The sequence below is a fragment of the Pseudomonas sp. USTB-Z genome (assembly GCF_019691255.1).
In the GTDB taxonomy this organism is placed as follows: Bacteria; Pseudomonadota; Gammaproteobacteria; order Pseudomonadales; family Pseudomonadaceae; genus Aquipseudomonas; species Aquipseudomonas alloputida.
This window is the reverse complement of the sequence record NZ_JAECZP010000019.1, coordinates 71,902-97,649: the sequence shown is the minus strand read 5'-3', so window position 1 is coordinate 97,649 and position 25,748 is coordinate 71,902. Positions and strand designations below refer to the sequence as shown.

General features: G+C 58.4%; 23 protein-coding genes. 13 read left to right on the top strand and 10 right to left on the bottom strand.

The genetic code is table 11. The annotated features are described in order from the left end of the window. Nucleotides 1–245: 245 nt before the first annotated feature. From I8746_RS20440 to tsaA, 4 genes are all read left to right on the top strand, one after another. Nucleotides 246–701, top strand: coding sequence for a GNAT family N-acetyltransferase (locus I8746_RS20440; RefSeq protein ID WP_003254803.1), 456 nt, complete (start codon nucleotides 246–248; stop codon nucleotides 699–701). Nucleotides 702–820: 119 nt separating this feature from the next. Continuing rightward, on the top strand, nucleotides 821–1,531 hold the full coding sequence (locus I8746_RS20435) for an rRNA pseudouridine synthase (RefSeq protein ID WP_021783315.1): 711 nt from the start codon (nucleotides 821–823) through the stop codon (nucleotides 1,529–1,531). Between the two features lie 49 nt (nucleotides 1,532–1,580). Continuing rightward, nucleotides 1,581–2,042, top strand: coding sequence for a DUF1456 family protein (locus tag I8746_RS20430; RefSeq protein ID WP_003254807.1), 462 nt, complete (start codon nucleotides 1,581–1,583; stop codon nucleotides 2,040–2,042). Nucleotides 2,043–2,048: 6 nt separating this feature from the next. Next, the gene (tsaA, locus tag I8746_RS20425) at nucleotides 2,049–2,741 is read left to right on the top strand and encodes a tRNA (N6-threonylcarbamoyladenosine(37)-N6)-methyltransferase TrmO (protein WP_004576837.1); all 693 of its coding nucleotides are present in this window, start codon (nucleotides 2,049–2,051) and stop codon (nucleotides 2,739–2,741) included. Nucleotides 2,742–2,822: 81 nt separating this feature from the next. Here tsaA and I8746_RS20420 read toward each other — a convergent pair whose 3' ends face one another. From I8746_RS20420 to I8746_RS20405, 4 genes are all read right to left on the bottom strand, one after another. Further along, on the bottom strand, nucleotides 2,823–4,145 hold the full coding sequence (locus I8746_RS20420; RefSeq protein WP_003254811.1) for a dicarboxylate/amino acid:cation symporter: 1,323 nt from the start codon (nucleotides 4,143–4,145) through the stop codon (nucleotides 2,823–2,825). Nucleotides 4,146–4,494: 349 nt separating this feature from the next. After that, nucleotides 4,495–5,841 (bottom strand): ATP-binding protein, encoded by a 1,347-nt coding sequence (locus I8746_RS20415; RefSeq protein ID WP_088513450.1) that lies wholly within the window; start codon nucleotides 5,839–5,841, stop codon nucleotides 4,495–4,497. Then, nucleotides 5,838–6,515: a response regulator gene (locus tag I8746_RS20410; RefSeq protein WP_004576835.1), complete on the bottom strand. Its 678-nt coding sequence runs from the start codon at nucleotides 6,513–6,515 to the stop codon at nucleotides 5,838–5,840. Before I8746_RS20410 ends, I8746_RS20415 begins: the two co-directional genes overlap by 4 nt. A 194-nt stretch (nucleotides 6,516–6,709) precedes the next feature. Further along, complete coding sequence (locus I8746_RS20405) at nucleotides 6,710–7,315, bottom strand: outer membrane beta-barrel protein (RefSeq protein WP_003254814.1); 606 nt, start codon at nucleotides 7,313–7,315, stop codon at nucleotides 6,710–6,712. A 129-nt stretch (nucleotides 7,316–7,444) separates the two neighbouring features. On the opposite strand from I8746_RS20405, the gene I8746_RS20400 reads away from it, so the two are divergent. Both I8746_RS20400 and I8746_RS20395 read left to right on the top strand, forming a co-directional pair. Continuing rightward, nucleotides 7,445–8,236 carry a dienelactone hydrolase family protein gene (locus I8746_RS20400; RefSeq protein WP_012051458.1) on the top strand — a complete coding sequence of 264 codons (792 nt, stop codon included), beginning with the start codon at nucleotides 7,445–7,447 and terminating at the stop codon, nucleotides 8,234–8,236. Between the two features lie 243 nt (nucleotides 8,237–8,479). Continuing rightward, a complete protein-coding gene (locus I8746_RS20395; RefSeq protein ID WP_221101018.1) occupies nucleotides 8,480–9,181 on the top strand; it encodes a 4'-phosphopantetheinyl transferase in 702 nt (233 codons plus the stop codon). A gap of 3 nt (nucleotides 9,182–9,184) precedes the next feature. Here I8746_RS20395 and I8746_RS20390 read toward each other — a convergent pair whose 3' ends face one another. Together I8746_RS20390 and I8746_RS20385 are read right to left on the bottom strand one after the other, a co-directional pair. Continuing rightward, on the bottom strand, nucleotides 9,185–10,792 hold the full coding sequence (locus I8746_RS20390) for an ATP-binding protein (RefSeq protein WP_161775189.1): 1,608 nt from the start codon (nucleotides 10,790–10,792) through the stop codon (nucleotides 9,185–9,187). Next, a complete protein-coding gene (locus I8746_RS20385; RefSeq protein WP_004576832.1) occupies nucleotides 10,789–11,487 on the bottom strand; it encodes a response regulator transcription factor in 699 nt (232 codons plus the stop codon). The genes I8746_RS20390 and I8746_RS20385 overlap by 4 nt, the downstream gene beginning before the upstream one ends. A 746-nt stretch (nucleotides 11,488–12,233) precedes the next feature. Here I8746_RS20385 and I8746_RS20380 point away from each other — a divergent pair. The 3 genes from I8746_RS20380 to I8746_RS20375 all read left to right on the top strand — a co-directional run bounded on the left by I8746_RS20380 (nucleotide 12,234) and on the right by I8746_RS20375 (nucleotide 17,562). Continuing rightward, nucleotides 12,234–15,113, top strand: a complete 2,880-nt coding sequence (locus I8746_RS20380; protein ID WP_012051455.1) for a ribonucleoside-diphosphate reductase subunit alpha — start codon at nucleotides 12,234–12,236, stop codon at nucleotides 15,111–15,113. A gap of 237 nt (nucleotides 15,114–15,350) precedes the next feature. Continuing rightward, the gene (locus tag I8746_RS27265; RefSeq protein ID WP_017148143.1) at nucleotides 15,351–15,482 is read left to right on the top strand and encodes a hypothetical protein; all 132 of its coding nucleotides are present in this window, start codon (nucleotides 15,351–15,353) and stop codon (nucleotides 15,480–15,482) included. 832 nt (nucleotides 15,483–16,314) lie between these two features. Beyond that, nucleotides 16,315–17,562: a ribonucleotide-diphosphate reductase subunit beta gene (locus I8746_RS20375; RefSeq protein WP_012051454.1), complete on the top strand. Its 1,248-nt coding sequence runs from the start codon at nucleotides 16,315–16,317 to the stop codon at nucleotides 17,560–17,562. A 144-nt stretch (nucleotides 17,563–17,706) separates the two neighbouring features. Here the strand turns inward: I8746_RS20375 and I8746_RS20370 are convergent, their stop codons facing one another. Further along, a complete protein-coding gene (locus I8746_RS20370; RefSeq protein WP_082421369.1) occupies nucleotides 17,707–17,985 on the bottom strand; it encodes a helix-turn-helix domain-containing protein in 279 nt (92 codons plus the stop codon). A gap of 1,316 nt (nucleotides 17,986–19,301) precedes the next feature. Here I8746_RS20370 and I8746_RS20365 point away from each other — a divergent pair. The 3 genes from I8746_RS20365 to I8746_RS20355 are packed head-to-tail and all read left to right on the top strand — an operon-like array spanning nucleotide 19,302 to nucleotide 22,805. Beyond that, nucleotides 19,302–20,555, top strand: a complete 1,254-nt coding sequence (locus tag I8746_RS20365; RefSeq protein WP_221101017.1) for a nucleotidyltransferase — start codon at nucleotides 19,302–19,304, stop codon at nucleotides 20,553–20,555. Then, complete coding sequence (locus tag I8746_RS20360; protein ID WP_221101016.1) at nucleotides 20,539–22,326, top strand: ThiF family adenylyltransferase; 1,788 nt, start codon at nucleotides 20,539–20,541, stop codon at nucleotides 22,324–22,326. The genes I8746_RS20365 and I8746_RS20360 overlap by 17 nt, the downstream gene beginning before the upstream one ends. Beyond that, entirely contained in the window at nucleotides 22,323–22,805 is a 483-nt protein-coding gene (locus tag I8746_RS20355; protein ID WP_217977399.1) for a Mov34/MPN/PAD-1 family protein, read from the top strand. Before I8746_RS20360 ends, I8746_RS20355 begins: the two co-directional genes overlap by 4 nt. Here I8746_RS20355 and I8746_RS20350 read toward each other — a convergent pair whose 3' ends face one another. From I8746_RS20350 to I8746_RS20340, 3 genes are all read right to left on the bottom strand, one after another. Continuing rightward, nucleotides 22,806–23,357, bottom strand: coding sequence for a 3'-5' exonuclease (locus I8746_RS20350; RefSeq protein WP_100782174.1), 552 nt, complete (start codon nucleotides 23,355–23,357; stop codon nucleotides 22,806–22,808). Between the two features lie 105 nt (nucleotides 23,358–23,462). Continuing rightward, nucleotides 23,463–23,666: an AbrB/MazE/SpoVT family DNA-binding domain-containing protein gene (locus tag I8746_RS20345; RefSeq protein ID WP_182408369.1), complete on the bottom strand. Its 204-nt coding sequence runs from the start codon at nucleotides 23,664–23,666 to the stop codon at nucleotides 23,463–23,465. A gap of 153 nt (nucleotides 23,667–23,819) precedes the next feature. Next, nucleotides 23,820–24,179 (bottom strand): histone-like nucleoid-structuring protein, MvaT/MvaU family, encoded by a 360-nt coding sequence (locus tag I8746_RS20340; RefSeq protein ID WP_221101015.1) that lies wholly within the window; start codon nucleotides 24,177–24,179, stop codon nucleotides 23,820–23,822. A gap of 278 nt (nucleotides 24,180–24,457) precedes the next feature. Between I8746_RS20340 and I8746_RS20335 the strand changes: the two genes are divergently transcribed. Next, nucleotides 24,458–25,576, top strand: a complete 1,119-nt coding sequence (locus tag I8746_RS20335) for an SAVED domain-containing protein (RefSeq protein ID WP_217977401.1) — start codon at nucleotides 24,458–24,460, stop codon at nucleotides 25,574–25,576. Nucleotides 25,577–25,748 lie beyond the last annotated feature (172 nt).

Sequence of the window (25,748 nt, the reverse complement as noted above, 5' to 3'; positions counted from 1 at the left end):
TACAGCAGCCGCGAGTAAAGCCTTCTTGAACAGCAGGTGGATTTGCATAGTCCGTCTCCAGGTCTTCGCCACGAGAACGCCAAATCAGTCAGTAATCTTGCTTCAGATTGAACTTATATTTACGTGGGATTTTTTCCCACGCTTAATTAATAGACCGTCACCCCTCAGGTCTCAAGCGCTAAGCGAACAAGCCGACCGGTGGTTGGCCTGCTATGTTTTCCCTATCGCCCCAGAGGAACACCGGCATGGCTGCGCTACTGACGCTGCAAACCCCGCGCTTGTGCGACTACAGCGAGCTGGTACAGGTGTGGGAGGATTCAGTACGCGCCACCCACGACTTTCTGCCAGAGGGTTATATCCTGCTACTGCGCGAACATGTGCTGCGCCGCTACCTCGACGCAGTGATGCTGATCTGCTGCAAGGACCGCCAGCGCATCTGTGGTTTCGCCGGTGTCGCCAACGGGCGGGTGGACATGCTGTTCGTCGCACCTGGCTACCGCGGCCAAGGGGTAGGCAAGCGCCTGCTGCGCTATGCCATCAATGAGCTGAATGCCGAGTACCTTGACGTCAACGAACAGAACCCGAAAGCGCTGGGCTTCTACCTGCATGAGGGTTTCGAGGTCATCGGCCGTTCGGAAACCGACGGCCTGGGCCAGCCCTATCCTCTGCTGCACATGAGGCTAATGCGCACAGTGCCTTGAGGCGGCGCCTGAATGTGCCGCGCTATGTGTCCAAAATGGCGCATCTGACACAGATTCCCATCATCTACCGCTTGCAGGCAGGTACAATGGAGGCCTTTCCCTGCCTTGCGAATTGCCCCATGTCCGAACCCGTCCGCCTGTCCAAACGCCTCATCGAGCAGCTCGGCTGCTCCCGCCGCGAGGCCGAGCAGTACATTGAAGGAGGCTGGGTAACGGTCGATGGCGTGGTGGTCGAGCAGCCGCAGTTCAAGGTTGAGCAGCAGCGCGTCGAACTGCTGCCGGGCGCCCGTGCCGAAACCCTGGAGCCGGTGACCCTGCTGCTGAACCAGCCAGCCGGCATGGACAGTGAAGACGCCCGCGCCAGCATGAACATGGGCAGCCTTAGCGAGGCCCACCGCGAAGGCGTGCGCGCCCTGCACGGGCATTTTGCCCGGCAGGCCTGCGTGGCACCGCTGGAGCGGGGCGCCAGCGGCCTGCAGGTGTTTACCCAGGACTGGCGGGTATCCCGCAAGATCGAGGCCGACCTGCGTCGCCTGGAGCAAGAGTTCATCATTGAAGTGCGCGGCGAAACCACCCCCCAGGCGCTGGAACGCCTGGCGCGTGGGGCCATGCGCAATGACCGCGAGTTGCCCAAGGCCAAGGCCAGCTGGCAGAACGAGACACACCTGCGCATGGTGTTGAAAAACCCACAACCAGGGCAGATTTCCGAGCTATGCGCCTACCTGCGCCTGGAGCTTTTAAGCATGCGACGCATTCGCCTGGGTGGTGTGTCGATGGGCAAGCTGCCCTTGGGCCAATGGCGTTACCTGGCTACCTCCGAACGTTTCTAAGCAATACGCCGCGCCGGAACGCGCGGCACCTGAACAGGATTCTGCTGCAATGAACCACAACGACGTCCTGCGCAGCCTGCGCTACATGCTCAAGGTGAACGACGCCAAGATGGCCGAGATCATCGGGCTCTCTGGCCTCGAAGTGCATCCTCTGGTGCTGGCCACCTACCTGAAAAAAGAAGAAGAGGAAGGCTTCGTGCGCTGCCCGGAACGGGTGATGGCGCACTTCCTTGACGGCCTGGTGATCTACCGCCGAGGCAAAGACGATAGCCGCCCGCAGCAGCCGATCGAGCTGCCGGTAACCAACAACCTGATCCTCAAGAAGCTGCGTGTGGCCTTTGAGCTCAAGGAAGACGACCTGCACGCGATTCTCAAGTCGGTCAACTTCCCGGTCAGCAAACCTGAGCTCAGCGCGCTGTTCCGTAAGGCTGGCCACGACAACTACCGCCCGTGTGGCGACCAGTTGATGCGCAACTTCCTCAAGGGCCTGACCCTGCGCGTGCGCGGCTGAGTGGCCATGCAGCATACGGTTGTCCCGGTCGGCATCGTCCACTCCTGTTTCAAGGAAAAGTTCGCCATTCCGCGCCAGCCGCAGCTGGCGCCTGCCGCCCGTGGCGTACTCGAACTGTTGCCGCCGTTCGATCAAGGTGACGCGGTCGAAGGCCTGGAGCAGGTCAGCCATGTCTGGCTGCTGTTCCTGTTCCACCAGGCCCTGGAAGAAAAGCCGCGCCTGAAAGTGCGGCCTCCGCGTCTTGGCGGCAACAAGAGCATGGGGGTGTTCGCCACCCGCGCCACCCACCGGCCCAACGGCATCGGCCAGTCGGTGGTACGCCTGGAGGGCGTGGAGCCCGGGCGCCTGCTGCTGTCCGGGATCGACCTGCTCGACGGCACGCCGGTGCTGGACATCAAGCCGTATGTGCCCTATGCCGACAGCGTCGCTGGCGCCAGCAACCAGATGGCCAATGCAGCGCCTGTGGCAATTGCCGTGCAGTGGGCGGACAACGCCCTGATCCAGGCCCGCGAGCATGCGCTGCGTTTGAATGAGCCGCTGGTGCAACTGATCGAGCAATGCCTGGCGCAGGACCCACGGCCGGCCTACCAGATACCACCGTCCGAGCGGGTGTACGGGGTGAAGTTCTGGGATGTGCAAGTAAGGTGGCATTACCCACAGCCGGACGTCATCCGGGTGATGGAGGTGGTACTGGGCTGAGGGCCACCGCATCGCCCTGTGTGGGAGCGCGCAGACACGAAAAAGGCGACCTTGGGTCGCCTTTCTCATTTCAACCCGCTATCAACGAGCCGGGCCTTCAGCCACGCCCAGGTCGTCCGTCGGGCGGGTATCGACCAGCGGCGCACCACCGGAGGCCAGTTCCGAAGCCAGCTTGTCGTTGTCCATTTCCTTGACCCACTTGGCCACTACCACGGTGGCAACGGCGTTGCCCACCAGGTTGGTCAGGGCGCGGGCTTCGGACATGAAGCGGTCGATGCCAAGGATCAGCGCCAGGCCGGCAACCGGCAGGTGGCCAACAGCCGACAGGGTCGCCGCCAGCACGATGAAGCCCGAGCCGGTAACGCCGGCAGCACCCTTGGAAGCCACCAGCAGCACCAGCAGCAGGGTGATCTGGTGAGTGATGTCCATGGTGGTGTCAGTGGCCTGAGCGATGAACACCGCAGCCATGGTCAGGTAGATCGAGGTACCGTCCAGGTTGAACGAGTAACCAGTCGGGATAACCAGGCCCACTACCGATTTCTTGGCACCCAGGCGCTCCATCTTGGCCAGCATGCGTGGCAGGGCCGACTCCGAGGACGAAGTACCCAGCACGATCAGCAGTTCTTCACGGATGTAGCGGATCAGCTTGATCACGCTGAAGCCGTGGGCACGGCAGATACCGCCCAGCACCACCAGCACGAACAGCAGGCAGGTGATGTAGAAGCAGGCCATCAGGTAGCCCAGCTGCACCAGCGAGCCAACACCGTACTGGCCGATGGTGAAGGCCATGGCGCCGAAAGCGCCGATCGGGGCCAGCTTCATGATCATGTTGATGATGTTGAACATGACGTGGGCGAAGCGGTCGATCATGTCCAGTACCGGCTTGCCGTAGCTGCCCAGGCGGTGCAGGGCGAAGCCGAACAGCACCGAGAACATCAGCACTTGCAGGATATCGCCGTTGGCGAAGGCGCCGACGACCGTATTGGGGATGACGTTAAGCAGGAAGCCGACGGTAGTCTGCTGCGCGCCGGCGGCGGCGTAGGCAGCCACGCTGCTGGCGTTCAGGGTGCTGACGTCGATGTGCATGCCAGCGCCTGGCTTGACCACGTTGACGACGACGAGGCCGATGATCAGGGCGATGGTGGAGACGATTTCGAAGTACAGCAACGCGTAGCCGCCGGTTTTGCCGACCGACTTCATGCTCTGCATGCCGGCAATGCCGCTGACCACGGTACAGAAGATGATCGGGGCGATGACCATCTTGATCAGTTTGACGAAGCCGTCACCCAGGGGTTTGAGGGCAACGCCCGTTTCCGGGTAGTAGTGGCCGAGCAGGATGCCGATGGTGATGGCGACCAACACCTGGACATACAGGGATTTGTACAGCGGCTGACGTGTCGTCATGGCTAATTTTCCTCAAGTGTGCCGGTTCACCCTTCCCAGGGTGATGGGGGCACCTGAATCGCTAACCCTCCTGCACTTGGAGGGATTTGTCGTTGTGTTCGAGCTGCCTGGGCAGGCCTCTGCGAGGATCAATAGCAAGGGTGGTGCCAAAATGCCCATGAAGGGTGCAAAGCCCGTATTTGCTAGGAATAAATGCCCAACGACAGGGCGATATTCCCGAGACGGATTGGCGGATTTCCGCCCGATGGCGGAATTTGTACAAGGAGGAATGGCGGAAATCCGCCCTTTGTGGATTGCCTGTGCCCCCATTCGCGGATTGACCTGCGAATGGGCCGGCACAGGCTAGGGATCAATCCAGGTTGAAGGTGATCCTGAACGCAGCGCCCCCCAGCGGCGAATCGCCAAGGCTCAGCTCGGCGTCATAGCTGTCGACGATATCCTTGACCACGGCCAAGCCTATGCCCTGCCCCGGGTGCTGGCTGTCCAGCCGCTCCCCACGCTCCAGAATGCGTTCACGCTGGTCGGCGGGCACGCCCGGCCCGTCGTCCTCGATGCACAAGGTCAGATACCCCGGCGCCTTCACCAGGCTCACCCGCACTTGGCCCAGGCTCAGCCGGTAGGCGTTCTCCAGCAGGTTGCCGAGCATTTCCAGCAACGCGCCCTGCTCCATCGGCACCTGCGCCGCGTCCGGCAACTCCAGCACCACGTTCACACGTTTTTCCCGGTAAACCTTGGCCAAGGTGCTGCACAGGCTGTCGAGCAACGGCCGCAGCAATACGCTGTGGCGGACCAGGCCACTCTTGCGCAGGCTGGCGCGTTGCAGCTGGTAGTCGATCTGCTGGCTCATGCGCTCGATCTGGCTTTGCAGCACCCGCGCCTGCTCGCGCTCGCCGCTGCGCTGCTGCAAGCTTTCACCCACCCCCTGCAACACCGCCAGCGGCGTCTTCAGGCTGTGCGCCAGGTCGTCCAGCGAATCACGGTAGCGCGTGCGCTGCTCACGCTCACTGCGCAACAGACGGTTGAGCGAGCGGGTCAGGCGCAGCAACTCGCGTGGGTGCTCACCGCTCAGACCGTCACGTGCACCTGATTCCACTTCATCCAGTTCGTGGCTGAGGCGTCGCAACGAGCGCAGCCCCCAGGTCAGGCCTGCCCACAACAACACCATGAGCGCCAGCAATGCAGCGCCGAACCCCAGGTAGAGCTTTTCGCGCAGGCCATTGAGGGTGGCCTTGTACTCGCTCACAGGCTGCAGAGCGACAATGCTGTAGGCGGCACTCTGCCCACCCAACAGCTTGATCTCGACGTCGTACACGAAGAACTCTTCGCCATCGGACTGGTGAATGCGGTCGAACTCGTTGCCGCGCCCGTCATAGCGCGGCTGGTAGTTGATGTGCCGGTCGGCGGTGGCACGCGACTGCCAGACCAGTTTGCCGTCGCGGTCAAAGATATAGCCGAGCAGGCCTGTGTAGGGCAGGTTGTAACGCTCGTCCGGCAGCAGTGTCGGCATCTGCAGCTGGCCATGCTCGATACGCGCAGCGGAAATCAGCGTGGTCACATCCGAGGCCAGACGCTGCTCGATCGACTCCTGCAGAGCCAGGCTGAAGGCCTTCTGCAAGGCCGGCAGCAGCGCCAGCATGAACAGCAGCGCCAACACTGCGGCGGCCAGCATCAGGCGCACCCGCAGCGAGCGGATCATCGGCAGCGCTCGGTGAACAGGTAGCCCAGGCCGCGCACCGTGTCGATGGGTTTGAAGCCGCGCTCGCCTTCAAGCTTGCGGCGCAGGCGGCCAACCAGCACTTCGATGACATTGGGGTCGCGCTCTTCGTCACCTGGGTACAACTGTTCCATCAGGCGATCCTTGGCCACCACCTGCTGGTGATGGCGCATGAGGTATTCGAGGATGCGGTATTCGTAGGCAGTCAGGGCCAAGGCGTGTTCGTCGAGGGTGGCCTGCTTGCGGTTGAGGTCAAGTACCAAGGGGCCAGCGGTGATGGTCGACTGGATGAAACCACTGGAGCGGCGTAACAGGGCATTGAGCCGTGCTTCAAGCTCCTCGAACTGGAACGGCTTGACCAGATAGTCGTCGGCACCGGCGGCCAGGCCCTCGACCTTGTCTTGCCAGTTGCCACGGGCTGTGAGGATGAGAATGGGGAAGGTCTTGTCCTGGCTGCGCAGCCGCGTGATCAGCTCCAGGCCGCTGATACCGGGCAGGCCCAGATCGATGATGGCAAGGTCGAAATGGTACTGCTCGGCCTGGTACAGCGCCTCTTCGGCATCAGCGACCGCCTCGACCACATGGCCGCTTTCGCCCAGGCGGGTGTAGAGGTGATGGCGAAGCAGGGCTTCGTCCTCGACCACCAGCAGTTTCATGTGCAGCTCCTTATGTGTATTGCCTGTACCGGCCTATTCGCGGGCATGCCTGCTCCCACAGCAATCGCACAGTCTCTGAAACGTGTGCAGCACCTGCACAAGCCAAAGGTACTGCACAGTTTCAGCGGTTTGTGCAGTACCTGTGGGAGCGGGCGTGCCCGCGAAGGCCGGTACAGGATAACGCGGCTCGTTCGTCAGAACTTGTAACTTGCTGCCAGGTAGGTCTGCGCGCTGCTGGTCAGGCGCAGGGTGCCATCCTTCGGCCCGCCATGCGCGCCCACCTCGGTCGCGGCATTGGTGCGCAGGTAACGGTAGCCCAGTTCGACCGAGGCCTTGTCGGTGATGTCCTGGATCACACCGGCCTGCAAGCCGTAGGCATAACCGTAGTCAGTGTCCCGGCTGGCGCCAGGCGAGTCCTGGGTCAGCTTGGTCACACCCAGGCTGCCACCACCGAACAGCTTGGTGGTATCGCCCACCGGCAGGAACAAGTCGTAGCTGCCAAGCAGGTTTTCCTGGCGCAACTTCAGGCCACTGTGGTCGCCAGAGACATTGTCATAGGTCATGTAGTAGCGGCCCTGGTCGTTGATCTTGCCCAGACGCACACCCCAGGTATCGTCCTTGCCGATGATACCGTCGGCATTGAGCTGATCGGTGTTGCGTTGCAGCAGGCCGGACTTGCGAACTTTGTCGCTGGTCTGGCCGTAGGTGAGGCTGGCGAAGTTGTCGTCCGCGGCCTGGGCGGTGGTAATGCCAGCGGCACAGACGGCCATGGCGGCAAGCAGGGTATTGAAGGTTTTCATGGCTGGGTACTCCAGTTGGGTGCGCTGTTTCGGTCTGGAAGCTAGAGTAATCAGGGCACCCTGAACCGCGACTGAACCCTGGCTGAACCCCGGCTGAACGAATCGATAGCAAAACAAGGAGTTGTGAACATGCGAGCCCTGCTGGCCCTGACCCTGATGTGCAGCGCCGCCCTCGCCCAAGCGGCGGTAGTGACCCGTGAAATTCCTTATCAGGACGACGATGGCAACCGCCTCGTCGGCTACTACGCCTACGATGACGCGCTGGACGGCAAACGCCCAGGCATCGTTGTGGTGCATGAATGGTGGGGCCTGAACGACTATGCCAAGCGTCGTGCGAGAGATCTTGCCGCCCTGGGCTACAAGGCACTGGCCATCGACATGTACGGCGATGGCAAGCACACCGAGCATCCGCAGGATGCCCAGGCATTCATGGCCGCAGCGATGAAGGACCCGGCCGCAGCAGCAGCACGCTTCGACGCGGGCCTGGAGTTGTTGAAAAAGCAGCCGAATGTGAACAAGCATCAACTGGGCGCTGTCGGCTACTGTTTTGGCGGCAAGGTGGTGCTCGATGCCGCACGCCGGGGAGAAAAGCTCGATGGCGTGGTGAGCTTCCATGGCGCACTGGCCACCCAGACCCCGGCAAAACCTGGCGTGGTGCGGGCCGATATCCTGGTCGAGCATGGTGCAGCGGACAGCATGATCACCCCACAGCAGGTGGAGGCGTTCAAGGCCGAGATGGATGCGGCCAAGGTCAACTACCAGTTCGTCAGTATTGAAGGGGCCAAGCACGGGTTCACCAACCCCGATGCCGATCGGCTGAGCCACGGTGAACATGGGGGGCCGGACATTGGCTATAACAAGGCCGCGGACGAGCGTTCCTGGGCGGATATGCAGGCGTTCTTCAAGAAGGTGTTCAAATAAAAGATTGTGCAATCGTTGTGGGAGCAACTGTCTTGCTCAATTTCTAAAAGCTGGCGCCTTCCCTGTGGGAGCGGGCTTGCCCGCGAACACGGGCGAAGCCCGTGCCATCCACCGCGGTGTATGCTTCGCGGGTAAACCCGCACACGGATCACGCTGTGATCTGCGCCATGTTTTCATGGCTGCGGTAAGTCATCCTGCCACGCCACCTCCCTCAGCGCCTGCACAGCTGGCACAATAACCGCCATGAACACACTTCCTGCCTGTTGCGCCCCGCTCCAGCACCACTGGCCCCTGCCCCGCCCATTGCCCGGCGCGGTGCTGGTCAGTTGCGCCTTCGACCCTGCCCACTTGGCCGCCGACGACTTCCAGCGCGCTGGCGTACTGCCCAGCGCCAGCCTGCTGCGCTCGGTGCCCAAGCGCCAGGCCGAGTACCTGGCCGGCCGCGTATGTGCCCGCGCCGCGCTCCAGCACCTGGACGGCCGCGACTACGTGCCCGGCACCCACGAAGACCGCTCGCCCATCTGGCCCGCCGGTATTCATGGCTCGATCACACACGGCAAGGGCTGGGCCGCCGCGGTGGTCGCCGGCGAAAACAGCTGCCAAGGTCTGGGCCTGGATCAGGAAGCCTTGCTGGATGACGCGCGCGCCGAGCGGCTGATGGGCGAAATCCTTACCCCGGCAGAGTTGGAGCGCCTGGACCGCCGCCAGCTTGGGCTTACGGTCACCCTGACGTTCTCGCTGAAGGAAAGCTTGTTCAAGACCCTGTACCCACTGACTCGCCAACGCTTCTACTTCGAACACGCAGAAGTGCTCGACTGGTCCGCAGAAGGGCTGGCGCGCTTGCGCCTGCTCACCGACCTGTCACCGCGGTGGCAGCAAGGCGCAGAGCTGCAAGGTCAGTTCTGCCTGCAGGACGGCCACCTGCTGAGCCTGGTCAGCGTCTGACCTTCACAGCGGTGCCTGCTGCCTTGGCCAGTTCAGGCTGAAGCAGGCACCGCCCAACGCCTCGCTGCGGCCCACCGTGGCCCGGCCCGCGTGCCAGTAGATGATCCGCCGTACGATCGACAGGCCCAGGCCATGCCCGCCCGAGGCACGGGTGCGGCTGTCATCGAGGCGGGTGAAGGGCGTGAAAATGCGGTCCCAGAAGCCCTCGGGGATCCCTGGGCCGTCATCCTCCACATCGATGCGGCAACGTTGCTGGCCCAGCTGATAGCTTAGGCGCACTTCGCTCTCGGCATGGCGCATGGCATTGCCGACAAGGTTCTGCAGGGCCCGGTGCAAGTAGCGCGGCTCGGCCTCGACCCAGGCGCCTTCGGCATCCGCGCCCTGACAGTCGCCGCGCACCACCCGCACCTCGGCACGCAAAGGTGCCAGCTCTTCGATCACCCGATCGAGCAAGGCATCCAGATCGACCCGCTGGAACTTCAAGGCCGGTGCGCCCTGCTCCAGGCGGGCGTAGGTCAGCATCTCGTCGACCAGCTTGTCGAGGTCCTGGATATCCCCGTCCATGCCCGCCAGGTGCTTTGCCCGCACCTGTTCAGTCGTGGCGCTTTCGATCATCTCCAGGCCAAAGCGCAGGCGCGCCACCGGCGTGCGAAGCTCGTGGGACACCGCTCGCACCAGCTCACGCTGCATGGTCAGCGAGCGCTGCAGGTGCTCGGCCATGCCATTGAAGGCAGCCGCCAGGCGCCCTACCGAGTCGGCGTCGCCGGCCGGCACGCGGGTATCCAGGCTGCCCTGGGCGATGCGCGTGGCAGCAATCTCCAGGCCGGACACACGACGTTCCAGCTGACGCACCAGCAGGTAGACCACCAGGCCAATCAGGCACAGACCCAGGAAGGCAATCAGGATCAGCAACTGCGGCGGGTAAGGGTTGAGCTGGTACAGCGGGCCAATTTCCAGTACCCATGGCGAGCCCGTCAGCCCGGCGAACACCCGGATCGAGTCACCATCCTTGCCCAGCGCCATCACCGTGTCGCCCTCCTCCACGCGGCGCCGCTGGTCATCGTCCAGGCTGACCCGCTCGATACGTTGCAAAGCAACGCCAAAGCCGAAGCCCTTTTCGTGCTTGATCTGTGCCAGGCGCTGCTGCTGTTCGGTTACCGGGTAGCGCACCAGTTCGTCGGCCAATAGATAGAGGGTGGCCCGCGCCAACTGCTCGCTGATCTGTTTGATCTGCGCGACCAGCATCAGGTCTTCCTGGCCCACCTTGCGTAGCACTTGCGCCGCATGCGGGCCAATTTTCTCGACCACCACCAGGCCACGGTACAGGCGCGCCCGCTGGCCACCGTCAAGGCTGCGTGCGCTCATCGGTTGCAGCGCCAACGGCACGCCAAGCAGGCGTTCCCAGATCAGCAGCGAACGCTTGCGTTGGGTTTCATTCTGCATTGCCAGGTTGTCGGCCATCAGGCTGAAGGTGCCCTGGGCCAGGCCCTCGCGATGCTGGGCAGCGCGCACTTCGTTGACCAGGTGCAGGCTGAGCACGCCAAGCAGGGCCACCAGCACCAGCACGGCCAGCATGCCGCCGTAGATGCGCAGGAAGATCGAATTGTTCATGGTGCCTCGCCAACGAACAGGTAGCCTTTGCTGCGCAGGGTCTTGATCAACCGCGGCTGAAGCGGGTCGTCGCCGATCTTGGGGCGGATTTTCGAGATGCGGATATCGATGGAGCGGTCCTGGCCGTCGTAGCCCACGCCACGCAGTGCAGTGAAGATCTGTTCACGGGTCAGCACCCGGCCAGCGTTGCTGGCCAACAGCCAGAGCAGATCGAATTCGGCGCCGGTCAGTTCGATCAACTGCTCGCCCAGGTGCGCCTCACGCAGGCGGTTGTCGATACGCAGCGCACCGAAGGCCAGGTCCTGGCGCTTGCTGTCCACGGTTTCGCTGCGGCGCAGCAGGGCCTGGATACGCGCCAGCAGCAAGCGTGGGCGCACGGGTTTGCAGACGTAGTCGTCGGCGCCCAGGTCCAGGCCCTGAACCTGGTCGAGTTCATCGCTGCGCGCGGTGAGCATGAGGATCGGCCCCTGGTACTGGCTGCGCACCCGGCGGCAGATGCTCAGGCCGTCCTCGCCGGGGAGCATCAGGTCGAGGATCACCAGGTCGGGCTGGCTGTCGATGATGCGCCTCGCGGCACGGGCGCCATCGGCCTCCACCGCGACCTCGAAACCATTGGCCTGCAGGTATTCGGCGGTGAGTTCGGCGAGGCGCTGATCGTCTTCGACGATGAGGATGCGGGGTATGGGGTGGTCCATGGCTTTGGCCTTGTTGTTCTTGGGATCGTGTCAGGGCAGCTGAGAGTATGAATGTAGATGGGGGGCCCTGCGAGACCGAGCGCCCCGCGGGCGGTGCTCGATCTCCCAGGCACCCCAGATCTTCAGACACGCCCTACCGCCCCTCGACTGAACCGTTTTTTGTGACAGGCTTCGCGCCCAAAAAAACTGCCCAAGGGCGTCAAGGTGCAGAAAAATACTGCAAACCACTTGGCACAAGGCCTACAGCGAATACCCACCATTCACTCACAAAGTACACACAACTTATCCACAGGCGCTCGCCTTGCAAAGCCCCCAATACCGCATTATCTTGTATCCCGATCGCAGCGAACCACTAGATATAGGGGTTCGTGCAAAATCACACACAAAAGTCAACCCGCAAGATCAAGCGATTTTTCGGGTGGAACTTCAGGTGATTTCAGCAGCCAAACCGCTCCTGCGGAGGCGACCGAGGCAAGCTCTTTCAGGGCGTTGTTCGGGCATGGGTGTTGCAGGCCAGGCCTGGCACCCATCAGCAACAGTTTTTGGGCTCGGCCCAGAACCTTTGACTTCGGCCAGGGAGCGGCAAGCCATTGCCCCTTATTCCTGAGTCTGTCCCGAAGTCGGTACGCCCGCGCGGGCGGATGCGCATGCATTGCGCATCCCCGCGAGGTTATCGAGCAAGTGGACGGAACGGTGGGCGCCCATAAGGCGCCTGAACAATATAGAAACTGTGGAGACACCCACCCATGCAAACCGACACAACTCGCGAGAACCCGCAGGCCCAGGTGCCGCAGGCCGCCGATTCCAACCAGGATCTGGCTGCCACCGCCCCCGGCCAACTGCGCGTGATCAAGCGTAACGGCACTGTCGTCCCTTACACCGACGACAAGATCACCGTTGCCATCACCAAGGCGTTCCTCGCAGTTGAAGGCGGCACCGCCGCCGCTTCGTCGCGCATCCACGACACCGTCGCGCGCCTGACCGAGCAGGTTACCGCCACGTTCAAGCGTCGCATGCCATCGGGTGGCACCATCCACATCGAAGAAATCCAGGACCAGGTCGAACTGGCCCTGATGCGTGCCGGCGAGCAGAAAGTTGCCCGTGACTACGTGATCTACCGCGACCAGCGCGCCAAGGAACGCGCCACCCGCGCCAACACCGACGCCGTGGTCGAGCCGCACCCAAGCATCCGCATCACCCTGGCCGACGGCAGCCTGGCGCCGCTCGACATGGCCCGCCTGAACACCATCATCAGCGAAGCCTGCGAAGGCCTGGCCGAAGTCGATGGCGACCTGATCCAGCGCGAAACCCTGAAAAACCTGTACGACGGCGTTGCCATCAAGGACGTCAACACCGCCCTGGTGATGACCGCCCGTACCCTGGTAGAGCGCGAGCCGAACTACTCGTTCGTTACCGCCCGCCTGCTCATGGACACCCTGCGCGCCGAAGGCCTGGGCTTCCTGAACGTCGCCGACAGCGCCACCCACCACGAGATGGCCGACCTGTATGCCAAGGCCCTGCCGGCCTACGTCGCCAAAGGTATCGAGTTCGAGCTGCTGAACCCGGCCCTGGCCGACTTCGACCTGGAAAAACTGGGCAAGGCAATCAACCACGAGCGTGACCAGCAGTTCACCTACCTGGGCCTGCAGACCCTTTACGACCGCTACTTCATCCACAAGGATGGCGTGCGCTTCGAGCTGCCGCAGGTGTTCTTCATGCGTGTGGCCATGGGCCTGGCGCTGGAAGAGAAAGACAAGGAAGCCCGTGCGATCGAGTTCTACAACCTGTTGTCGTCGTTCGACTACATGGCCTCGACCCCGACCCTGTTCAACGCCGGTACCCTGCGCCCGCAGCTGTCCAGCTGCTACCTGACCACCGTGCCGGACGACCTGTCGGGCATCTACCACGCGATCCACGACAACGCCATGCTGTCGAAATTCGCTGGTGGCCTGGGCAACGACTGGACCCCGGTCCGTGCACTGGGCTCGTACATCAAGGGCACCAACGGTAAATCCCAGGGCGTCGTCCCGTTCCTGAAAGTGGTCAACGACACCGCCGTTGCCGTGAACCAGGGTGGCAAGCGCAAAGGCGCTGTATGTGCCTACCTGGAAACCTGGCACCTGGACATCGAAGAATTCATCGAGCTGCGCAAGAACACCGGTGATGACCGCCGTCGTACCCACGACATGAACACCGCCAACTGGATCCCTGACCTGTTCATGAAGCGTGTCTTCGATGACGGCAAGTGGACCCTGTTCTCGCCTTCGGAAGTGCCAGACCTGCACGACCTGACCGGCAAGGCCTTCGAAGAGCGCTACGAGTACTACGAAGCCCTGACCGAGTACAACAAGATCAAGGTGTTCAAGACCATCCAGGCCAAAGACCTGTGGCGCAAGATGCTGTCGATGCTGTTCGAGACCGGCCACCCATGGCTGACCTTCAAGGACCCGTGCAACCTGCGTTCGCCGCAGCAGCACGTGGGCGTGGTCCACAGCTCGAACCTGTGCACCGAAATCACCCTGAACACCAACAAGGACGAGATCGCAGTCTGCAACCTGGGCTCGATCAACCTGCCGAACCACATCGTCGACGGCAAGCTGGACACTGCCAAGCTGCAGCGTACCGTGAACACCGCCGTGCGCATGCTCGACAACGTGATCGACATCAACTACTACTCGGTGCCGCAAGCGCGTAACTCGAACTTCAAGCACCGTCCGGTCGGCCTGGGCATCATGGGCTTCCAGGATGCGCTGTACCTGCAGCACATTCCTTACGGCTCCGATGCTGCCGTCGAGTTTGCCGACAAGTCGATGGAAGCGGTCAGCTACTACGCCATCCAGGCTTCTTGCGACCTGGCCGATGAACGCGGCGCCTACGAGACCTTCCAGGGTTCGCTGTGGTCCAAGGGCATCCTGCCGCTGGATTCGCAACAGATCCTGATCGAGGCCCGTGGCCAGAAGTACATCGACGTCAACCTGGAAGAAACCCTGGACTGGGCGCCGGTACGTGCCCGCGTGCAGAAAGGTATTCGTAACTCGAACATCATGGCCATCGCGCCAACCGCGACCATCGCCAACATCACTGGCGTGTCGCAGTCGATCGAGCCTACCTACCAGAACCTGTACGTGAAATCGAACCTGTCGGGCGAATTCACCGTGATCAACCCGTATCTGGTTCGCGACCTCAAGGCCCGCGACCTGTGGGACTCGGTCATGATCAACGACCTGAAGTACTACGACGGTTCGGTACAGCAGATCGAGCGTATCCCGCAAGAGCTGAAAGACCTGTACGCCACTGCGTTCGAAGTCGAGACCAAGTGGATTGTCGACGCGGCTTCCCGTCGCCAGAAGTGGATCGACCAGGCGCAGTCGCTGAACCTGTACATTGCCGGCGCCTCGGGCAAGAAGCTGGACGTGACCTACCGCATGGCTTGGTACCGTGGCTTGAAAACCACCTACTACCTCCGTGCCCTGGCCGCAACCAGCACCGAGAAGTCGACCATCAACACCGGCAAGCTCAACGCCGTTTCCAGCGGTGGCGACAGCGCCCCGGTCCAGGCAGCCGGCCCAGCGCCAGTGCCGAAGGCCTGCGCGATCGACGAGCCTGACTGCGAAGCCTGCCAGTAAGGCAGCAAATGCAGGGGGAAGCATTAGCTTGCTTTCTCCTGCCTTGGTTCACATGTAAAAGGTTTTCATCAGGCAATAAAAAACCCGACGCAGCGCCAACTGCATCGGGTTTGAATCTCCCACGAACAACAGCATCGTTCAAAGGGAGGCTAGATCCTACAGATCTAAAGTGAGCGCGAATCTTCGTGCCTGTCAGGACTAGTGTCAAGTGATGCTCATCAGATTTGGAGAATCACTATGTCCAAGAAGACTTCTTCTGGCGGCCAGAAAATCGGTCGTGATGCGGGCAACGGTCGCTTCACCACGGTCGAAAAGGCTCGTCAGAACCCCAAGACCCATGTGGTTGAGACCGTGAAAAAACCGAAGTAGATCCAAGAGAAGTAGGCCAAGGAAAGCCGGGAGAGCATTAGCACTCCCGGTTTTTCCTCACCCATACCACCCGAAAACCCTCTCCTTCCACCATACCAATAGACTTGGTTAATGGTCGGCCTCAATCCTCGCAAGCATTTCCTCTCCGCTATTCCCCCTCCCTAAGATCAATCCAACTCCCCATGTAGACTCACATGATTTTGCCTTATCGGTGCTGCCTCCTGTAAGTCACGGTAGCCATAGCTGACAAGACAGCGGGATCACCTACGTCCTTACGAATTTTCTGCTCTCGGGCCCTTCTCACGACCATCCGTCGTTCGACCCGAATCGGTTCTACCCATGATTTCAGGGAAGCTGCAGCTGACAAGGTTGATTTGAAGCAATGGCTGGGCATCAGGGACCTTGCCTCCACGCATTCGAGACTATATGGTGTGTGTCGAAACAAGACCCAACACCATATAGGCGATTTTTAGCCGGTTTGAGGTGTTGACATAATCATCGAAGGTAACCGGGCCTCTCTATAAAAAAGAGATCGGAGACACGACATGAAAGCCCCCAAAAAGCTGTTTTCCGGTACAATACCGCCCCCTCAAAAAGCGGCTGACAATGACCGCTTAGGATAGCCGGGCTCGACCCCTCACGCTTTCGATTGGCGACAGCCAACGAAAGCCAGTGACATCCGAGCGCTAAGCTCAATGGCCAACAGCCCAGAATTCGAGACAGCTCGGGAAACCTCGCGAGAAGAGGAATAACCGAAGGTCTCAAGCAGTATCAAATCATCTTAAAATACAACGGTCGCCCCTACGCGACCCACAAGCGGAGTCAACACACCATGCTGAGCTGGGACGAATTCGACAAGGACGAAAACGAAGTCACCACTAAAGGCCAAAGCAGTACTCAAGCCAGCCAGCCGGGTATCGATAAACTCGACAGCGCCGGCGGTGCGGCCGCCTTGGAAGCGCGTGCTGTTGTTGCTACCGACTCCGAAGCCGTCAAACGTGCCAAGGCTGCCCTCGACGCCCTCGACGTTGCCGAAGGCCTGGCCGAGCTGGAAGGCTCCTCGGCCCGCGTTGCAGTCGATGAAAAGCGCATGATCAACTGCCGCGCCGACCTCAACCAGCTGGTACCGTTCAAGTACGACTGGGCCTGGCAGAAGTACCTGGACGGCTGCGCCAACCACTGGATGCCGCAAGAGGTCAACATGACCGCCGACATCGCCCTGTGGAAGAGCCAAGACGGCCTGACCGAAGACGAGCGCCGCATCGTCATGCGCAACCTCGGTTTCTTCTCCACTGCCGACTCGCTGGTTGCCAACAACCTGGCCCTGGCCGTGTACCGCCTGATCACCAACCCGGAGTGCCGCCAGTACATCCTGCGCCAGGCCTTCGAAGAGGCGATCCACACCCACGCCTACCAGTACTGCATCGAGTCGCTGGGCATGGATGAAGGCGAGATCTTCAACATGTACCACGAGATCCCGTCGGTCGCTAAAAAAGCCGCCTGGGGCCTGAAGTACACCCGCGCCATCTCCGACCCGGAATTCAACACCGGCACCGTCGAAACCGACAAAGAGCTGCTGCGCAACCTGATCGCCTACTACTGCGTTCTGGAAGGCATCTTCTTCTACTGCGGCTTCACCCAGATCCTGTCCATGGGCCGCCGCAACAAGATGACCGGCGTTGCCGAGCAGTTCCAGTACATCCTGCGTGACGAGTCGATGCACCTGAACTTCGGTATCGACGTGATCAACCAGATCAAGATCGAGAACCCGCACCTGTGGGATGCGGCGATGAAGGAAGAAGCGACCCAGATGATCCTGCAAGGGACCCAGCTGGAGATCGAATACGCCCGTGACACCATGCCACGCGGCGTGCTGGGCATGAACGCAGCGATGATGGAGGACTACCTCAAGTTCATCGCCAACCGTCGTCTGACCCAGATTGGCCTGAAGGAAGAGTACCCAGGGACTACCAACCCGTTCCCATGGATGAGCGAGATCATGGACTTGAAGAAGGAGAAAAACTTCTTTGAGACGCGTGTGATTGAGTATCAGACGGGTGGGGCGTTGAGCTGGGACTGATCGTCCGGGCTGACCTTATTTTTCAGCGAGAACCGAACAAATTTCAAGTTTTCCGAATTCTCGCACCAAATAAGCGCATGAAATGAAAAAAGCCACCTGAACCGCAAAGGCCAAGGTGGCTTTTTCGTATAAGCCGAAGAACGGCTAAACCCCTACCCGCTTCAGCGCTCTGATTTCATCCCGGATTTTTGCCAGAAGCTCGTCCACATCGCCCTCCTGACCGACCTGCATCAAGACAATCAGGGTCGCAGGATTCACTCCTAGTCGCTCCGCAAATTCTTCCATTTTTTCGATCGTTGGACTGCGAATGCCACGCTCAATTGTGGAAACGAAGGATTGGCTCGCCCCCAGCTGCTCTTGTGCGATCTCCTTTCGTACCCGCACCTCCTTAAGCGCGGAGCCAAAAGCCAACTTGCGTTCCATCTTGTTACCCACAAAAGGAACGATAAAGCCCTGATGTGGACTCAAACGCTATGCTGCATACAGCATATATGAGAAAATTCGTTGTACTCCTAAATAATCAGTACGACCCACTCCGTCTCCGTTTCGATTGAGGTTTCAAGCCGTGTTTGTTTCAGATCCCCAGGAAGAGGTCATCACTCTTATAGGCAAGGTTGACCCCAGCCACAAGAGTTGGCCTAGAGTTGATACTAGCGAAACATTCTTCCAGGTTCATACTAAGCAACAAGGGGACCCCAAGCTCACCTTCGGCGTAATATTGCTGGCGACCCCGCGGGCGCTCCTGGATTTTCTGGAATGCTGTCAACGGGATGAGCAAATACGAATTGTACAAATTATTATATCAACCCCTCCTCATGCTAACCGGTCTAGGAAATGGCGCACCGAGGCACTCGCCAAACTTGAGGTAGGCTTCGATGACAACGAAGTACCAAACTCGATCATCTACCACACGATTGACGAAACCTATTATGAGGATCGTGTGTACGGAAAGCGTAGAAACCAAGGTCAACCAGCATTAAAAACAGTATACAAAGCGCGCGCAAGACGCTCGCCAACGCAAGAAAAAATTAACAAGCTGCAGCCACTCGCTAGCAAAAGCGTTGTCCAATGCTAAAACGTACAACGCTTGAAATCATTTTCAGACCTCGCGCTAATTTTGCTCGCGCACGGGCCACGCTCTCCCCACTAGGCCGTTGAGTTTTTTCAACATGAGAATCACTTATACAGCATTAAGCAGATCAAGCAGGCAATCCGGGTGCGACATATTAAGTCGCACCACACCCCTAAAATTCAGTTACAAGTTACGAATTGAAAACACTATATTTTGCTTCAAAAGCAAAATTAGATGAAACGATTCATCAAAGTTTATCTTCTTTGACTTCCAATTGGATCCATGATCAAATCTGGTCTAGATAAAATATCCACACCCGCTCTTCGGCCTGTGCGGTGAGGATCAAACATTCAGCAAATCGATGTCAAAAAATCGCCGTCAATTCGGCAGCAAAAAAAACGGTGCAAGCTCTAGTCTTGGACAACTTTCACCGCGCACTTCTGTGAGCACCCTTAGGGATTTCATCCTACGGCCGCGCGCATTATTTATCAGCTAAAAATTTACAACCTGCAACCCTACCATCTTCATTGCCGGTACATCTAAAGAGATTGGTTCTGGCAGCGCCGGAGCAGCAGGAAGCATATGCGTTATACACGCGAAAGAATGGAGCTATTAGACCATTCCAGCGCCTTATGACCTTGGGCCACACTTCTGACGAGACTCGACCATGATTACAAAAGATGAATCAACCAGGCGCAGTAGCTGGGAACGCCTACTTCTGCGCGCTGCTAGCAGCATCTCTTTGACTGCCAGCCAATACAAGGTGATTGAGGATCGCTACTCACAGCTGCAGAGTATCCTCTCGGCCTCCAAAGACCCTTTGCTTGAGGGTGCGCATATCTTCCCTCAGGGTTCAATGCGCCTTAAGACTACGATCAATCCAGTCAAAGATGCCCCCAAAGATCTCGGCACGATCGATGCTGATGCCATCGTCTGGCTACCCAATGCCGGTGATGCAGATGCCGACACGGTTCTAGCAGCTATAGAACAGCGCTTCCGTGAAGGCAGCCGAGTGCAATCGGATATTGTCCAGCTGCGCCGAGGAATCCGTATCGAGTACGCAGACGAAAACCCTGGATTCCACATTGACATCACACCTGCGCGTGCGGTGCAGGGGAATAATGAGAGTAACGGTCAAGGAAAACTTGAAGTACCTGACCGTGTCACAGGCTGGAAGGCCAGTAGCCCAATCCCGTATGCCGACTGGCTACATAGCGCTTCGGAGCAAAAAATCTCGCTGGAGCTCCTCAAGAGCTTTGTGGCCAATGAGAGTCGAGCCATGGACTCTGCCACACAAGAGCCCCTTCCCTCGTATCAGGAGTACGACAAGCTCGATCCTTTGCGAGCCACCATCAAACTGCTTAAACGGCACCGCGATGAATGGGCAATTGAAACGCGAAATGAGGATTACCGCCCTATTTCTGCCGTGATCACCACCTTGGCAACTCATGCCTACCTCAAGGTGGTAAAAGAGTCACATCACACTCCACTGACCCCGATCGATGCGATCCTCAAGATTGTGGAAAAAATACCTGAGGAGATCAAAGTCTTTGCTGGGAAGTACTATGTGGTGAACCCTCGAGATCCCGGTGAAAACTTCGCGGAGAAATGGAATAGGCCTGACGAAGGACACAAATACTGCCAAGCCTTTGACAATTGGCATGCGAGTGCATTGGTTGCCTTTATGCTTGGCCTGCAGCCCCACGACAGCGCTGACTCATTCGCCAACGTCATGAGGCAAAGCTTCGGGATCGGCCAGAGTGTGATTACAGAGGTCAACAACGAAATTCCGGGGCACTGGACGATGGCTGGTCGAAAAGTTGGGACTACCAAAAACATCTTAGCCGCCACTGCAATCTTTGGCAGCTCGAGCCACGCCACTCCACAAACGAATGTGAAACCAGTTGAACGCCTCGGTTAAGCCCAACCTATCCCCGGCCGTGGAGCGTGGCATCGCCGCGCTTCGCACATTTATAGGCGAGGAAGTTGCGACTACGATCCTTAGAACCACAGATCGGAAACAAGGCGAAGCCGCCAGCTTTCTGTTGCCTCTCCCACCCGACTACACCGGCATTGAAAGGCAGTTGCGCATAGCGTTTCCAAACCAGTTTCCATTGGTCTCGCTGAGGATCCAAGTCGAGCCGTCCCCCTGGCTCGCATGGCCGCATGCCACTAGATCCGGGCTCTGTCTGCACGGTTTCCGCGAAAGGCCAATTACGGGAGATCCGGAAACAGTGGTACAGGACTGCCTCGTACGGCTTGGGGCAATTCTTGAGTTTGTTCGAGCAGATGCAGATCCTGCATTGCGTGACACTGAATTCGAAAAAGAATTTACCTCGTATTGGAACATGCAGCTTGATATTTCTCCTCAAGATGTCTTGCTGCTGGAGAGGCCTAAGGCGGCATCAGAACTGTTTGCAACCAGCGACCCTCGCCCTGGCCGACGCACCCGTACCGCCTGGCTTGCACCGGATGTGCAATTACTCAGAACGCATATCAACCGTACGCTTGGGTTAAGCGCGAAAATCAAAGCACCAGCTGTCGCAGGCTTCTATCTGAAGTTGCTGACCTACCCCGATATCCAATGTCCAACTCCTGATCGCTTGCTGGAATGGCTGACACCGCACCTCAGCCCAGACGATAGCAAGCAATTCCTGGCCTGGTTCTCCGGAAAGGACTCACTGGCCAATCGGTGGCTTGTACTTGAGTTACCCGGCCCCACAGGAGCGCCTCTGTATTGCCTAGATGTCCGTTCTTACAGTAAACAACCAGACCATGGCCGCTGGTATGGCTTTCGCTCAGCTCGGCGATGGTCAGGCAAGAATCAGCCATCCCACTCGCCTGTTCTGGTGAGGGGCGCCATCCTCAATGTGTTAGATCGGGATGACATTCTTTCCCGCGACCTCAGCGGTACCGCCAAGAGCCTGGAAAAGTCCAAAGTAGTAATGGTCGGCGTTGGCTCGCTGGGGAGCACTGTTGCCTTACAACTGGCCCGCTCGGGCGTGGGAGAGCTCGTCCTCATCGACCCTGACATCCTAGAGTCTGCGAATCTGGGACGTCATGTACTAGGGGCCGACGATCTCGCTCAGTCAAAAGCGACTGCTCTTGCCGAAAAGATTACGCATGATCTGCCTACCGTTAAGGTCACGGCCTTCATGGACTTCGCTGAGCTCATGCTGCTCAAGATGCCGGAAATTTTCGACAATGCAGACATGGTGCTTGTCACCACTGCAGACTGGTCATCGGAGGTAGCCCTGTGGTTCCGCAAAGCGCAAGCCGCAGGCTGGAATCTCCTGCAAGCGTGGAGTGAGCCTCACTCGTTTGTTGGGCATGCGCTCTTAGCGCCACAGGGGCAGCATGATGGACGCCCCTTGTTCGATGACACTGGTAATTTCAACTTCAAGTACACCGAGTGGCCGAACGGTGGCGGGGTGGTTCCACTGCCGGCGTGTGGCCAAACCTTCATCCCTGGAGGCGCCTCAGGCATGGCCAACGTGGCGTCGATGGTTACCCAAGTAGCATTGCGGGGTCTTACCGGGCAGATCACCAAACCTGTGTGGACCACAAGTATCTATCGACCTCAGGACATTCCTACTCATGACGGCACTTACAGCGGGCCACCCTTAGCAGATGGAGTCCAACACATCGTGTTTGAACGTGATTGGCCAGATGCGGAGAGTGGTAAACAGTGAGTGCTATAGCGTGGGCATGGAAATGGCCTGGCATCGATGTTCGCTTGTCGGTTTCCCAAGCTGTTGCCGAAGTGCTTGATCAGTTCAGGCAACGAACGTGGAGAACTGAAAGAGGTGGTCAACTGTTTGTCGACTTGGCCAACCCCGCTGGTTTGATCATGAGCCTCGCCACACCGCCACATGCAAGAGACCGCGCTGGATGGTCCTGGCTGGAACTCGACGCTGACCGCTGCCGCAGGGAAATTGAATCGGCCAATGCACAAGGGCTTCGGCTTGTGGGGTATTGGCATACACATCCACAAACCGTTCCGGCGATTTCTCCCACAGATATAGCAAGTTTTTCTCGATTCGCAGCACGCTACGCGCAGGAACTACCTCACCCGATCGCAGTGATTGTAGGCCTATCCCCAGAACCCGACGGCATCAAGGCGTGGTTGTTCCGTGACGGGAAGTGCGTGGAAGCCGCCTTGGCCAACTGATCAGGGCAGCGCTGCCCTACGCTGCAGCATCAACTGGAAAAGCTCTGCCTGATAGCGCGCGTCATCCAGCGCATTATGCGTGGGAGATGACTGCGGTAGCAGATTTGCACTCATGTGCGATGATTTGGTCTGCTTCCAATCGAGATTGAAAGCCCCCATGTAATACGCCTTGATATCAAGTGCCGCAAACCCGAAGGGGTTCTCCCCCACATACTTATGAAAGTAATAATTGACAAACGACCAATCAAAAGGAGCGTTAAGACCGACAAATATAGCTCTTTGACCGGGCAGACTGACATTGGCCAGCCATTCCGCAAGCCTCTGCATCGCTTGTACGGGAACAATTCCTGTAACTGTCAATTCCTGCAGATCGAATCCCGTTACAGCCACCGCTTCAGGATCGTGCTTGGGGCTGTCTGGCTTTAGCTCCAGGTAGATAGCCTGATCTGGGCGCCCTACAACACACGCCCCAAGGGAGAGCATGCTGTACTCGCCAGGGATCGGGCCCGAAGCCTCGATATCTATAGAAATATAAAGTTCTTCAGTGCTCATTCCCTTACCTCCTGGATAGACAACTGGCGATCTGCAGTGTCGAATTCACTATGCTACTAGAACACAGGCTAGCAGCCGAGCATATTGGAATATGACAATAAGTATTTAAACGCCAAATAGCTCGTCCACGCGATCCGGAATTTTTGGCGTCTTTGAGAGCACCAAACAGCGACTGGTACCGACGAACTCTTCAATCAGATAGAGCGAATCCCCAACGTCAACGCCAAGCTCTTGCAAGGCTTGATCGGGTATGCGGACGGCTCCGTCTCCATCCCAGTCTTCAATGGTTATTCTGAATCGAGTACTCATCGACGCTCCAAAATCCGCCATGCATAGAAAATCCCACAAGCCCCTTCCAGCTCAGCACCTGACTCGGTCAAGGCAGCACTCATTTGCCTGCCTTGAAGGGTCGGTGGCCGCCAATCTGGGCCACCTTGCTGGGAAACAGGATCAGTGAGCAACTCAAGAAAGCCAGGACTCTACGGTACCGGCACCGTACTGAGCTTTCCATTCTTTCAGTGTACGATGATTCCCACCCTTGGTTTCAACCACCTCTCCCGTGTGGGGGTTTTTGAAAACCTTTATTTGACGAGGTTTTCGAGCATTTTTGGCCGGCAGAACTGCTACTTCTGCGCGAGCGCTGGGGTCCAAAATCTGAATTACGTCGCGCAAGCTGTAACCATATTCTCCCAACAAAGAACGCAGCTTTCCTTCAAATTCGATTTCTTGCTTAAGCGCGTTGTCATTTTTCAAGCTTTCCAGCTCGGCCAGCTGCGCCGCAAGCTTTTGCTCAAGGGCACGAAATTCAGCGAGTTTAGACATGATAAGAGCCTTTATCGGGTAAGTCCTATCATTCAATCATTAGCTTGCTTAGCATGTCAACCAGATGCCATCCCATTCAGGACCGGCGAAAAAACCAATCAAAATTTCACAAGAAATCGTACCGATGAAGACAGTTTGATATCATTCGTACCAGCACTTATAGCTTTTCCGAAGGAATGCTAATTTCCTATTAACTTCACTGCAATCAACCTCGATCAATTAACCATCTGCACTCAGTCGGTAGACTGCGGCAGCCAGCCAGACGTAAGGATGTACTTATGCTTAAGGAAGAATTGCTAAATTGGGGAAGAAAGCTAGTCGACTGGTTTGTTCGCCCCAAAAATCTCGGTGTAACGCTGATCCGCAGTGGTGCTGTAGTGATAGGCCTCTCGCTTGCCGGCGGGATCGTCGGGCAAATTGTGTATAAAAGCGATTCGACACAGCTACAGGCCAGCGTAGACACCTCAGGAGGGCCTGCCACCTGGATCAGCCTGACTGCCTTCGGCGTTGGCGTACTCATGATTGTGGTTGGGATTTACCTCAACCTGCAGGACCGTCAGCAGTTGGCCCGCCAACGCGTCCTGACCCTTGAACAAAAAGGACTCTTCAAAATTGATAGCCCTTTGGACACCACGGTTAAGAACACCATTGGGGGTAACGTCGATACCATCCTCGTCGACATTCGCGAAGGGGTAACCGAGGGCCGAATCACCAATCCAGAGATCGCCCTGAAAAAGGTGGTAGACGGCAGAGGTGATCTGATCCGACGCCTTGATGGGCAGAATAAAAATGATATTGAGATCGTCTACGGCGGACTCATGGCCGTGCCTTTCACTTTTTTGACTGGATGCCTGCTCGATGACGAAGGAGGCAGAATTAAGGTCTTTGACTGGGACCGCCTAGGAGGCGGCCAATGGCGCTTGATTCAGAGCGGCGTTGACGACAATCAAAGACTGCAAACTGTGTCTGCCATCACCGGCAGCGTAAAAGAAGTGGTCTTAGCCCTTTCGATTTCTTATCCGGTAGACGAGGCTGGCATCGCAACCACCTTCCCAGAATTGCCCGTTGTACACATGAAAATGGACGATCTGTCCTCCAATGCCCACTGGTCTATTGAAAAGCAAAGCGCGGTGGCAGAACAATTTCTGCAAGCTCTCAAAGGGCTGTCAGCCAGAGGGGTTAAGACAATTCACCTGATCATCGCCGCACCAAACAGTGTGGTATTCAATCTGGGGCGTATCTATGATCGAAGACTGCTACCTTCGGCCATTGTCTATCAATACGAACGGTCATCCAGTCCGGCCTTCCCCTGGGGCGTTGCTCTTCCCTCTCACGCGCAGGATGAGCCCTCAATTTCTAGACACGAGGCGAAACAAGCGGCAGTGCCACTTTCTTAAACTGCCCGGATGATACACCGAAATATTGTTTCCCGGCTGGCACACGGATCCACGCATACGCAGCCAGCCCTCTACATCACGACATCACCCGTGGCCACAGGGAGGTGGCTACAGCACCAGTGAGCATCCTCAAACCAAATCTTTTTTGTCGGCTGGCTTAATGTCAAGGCGG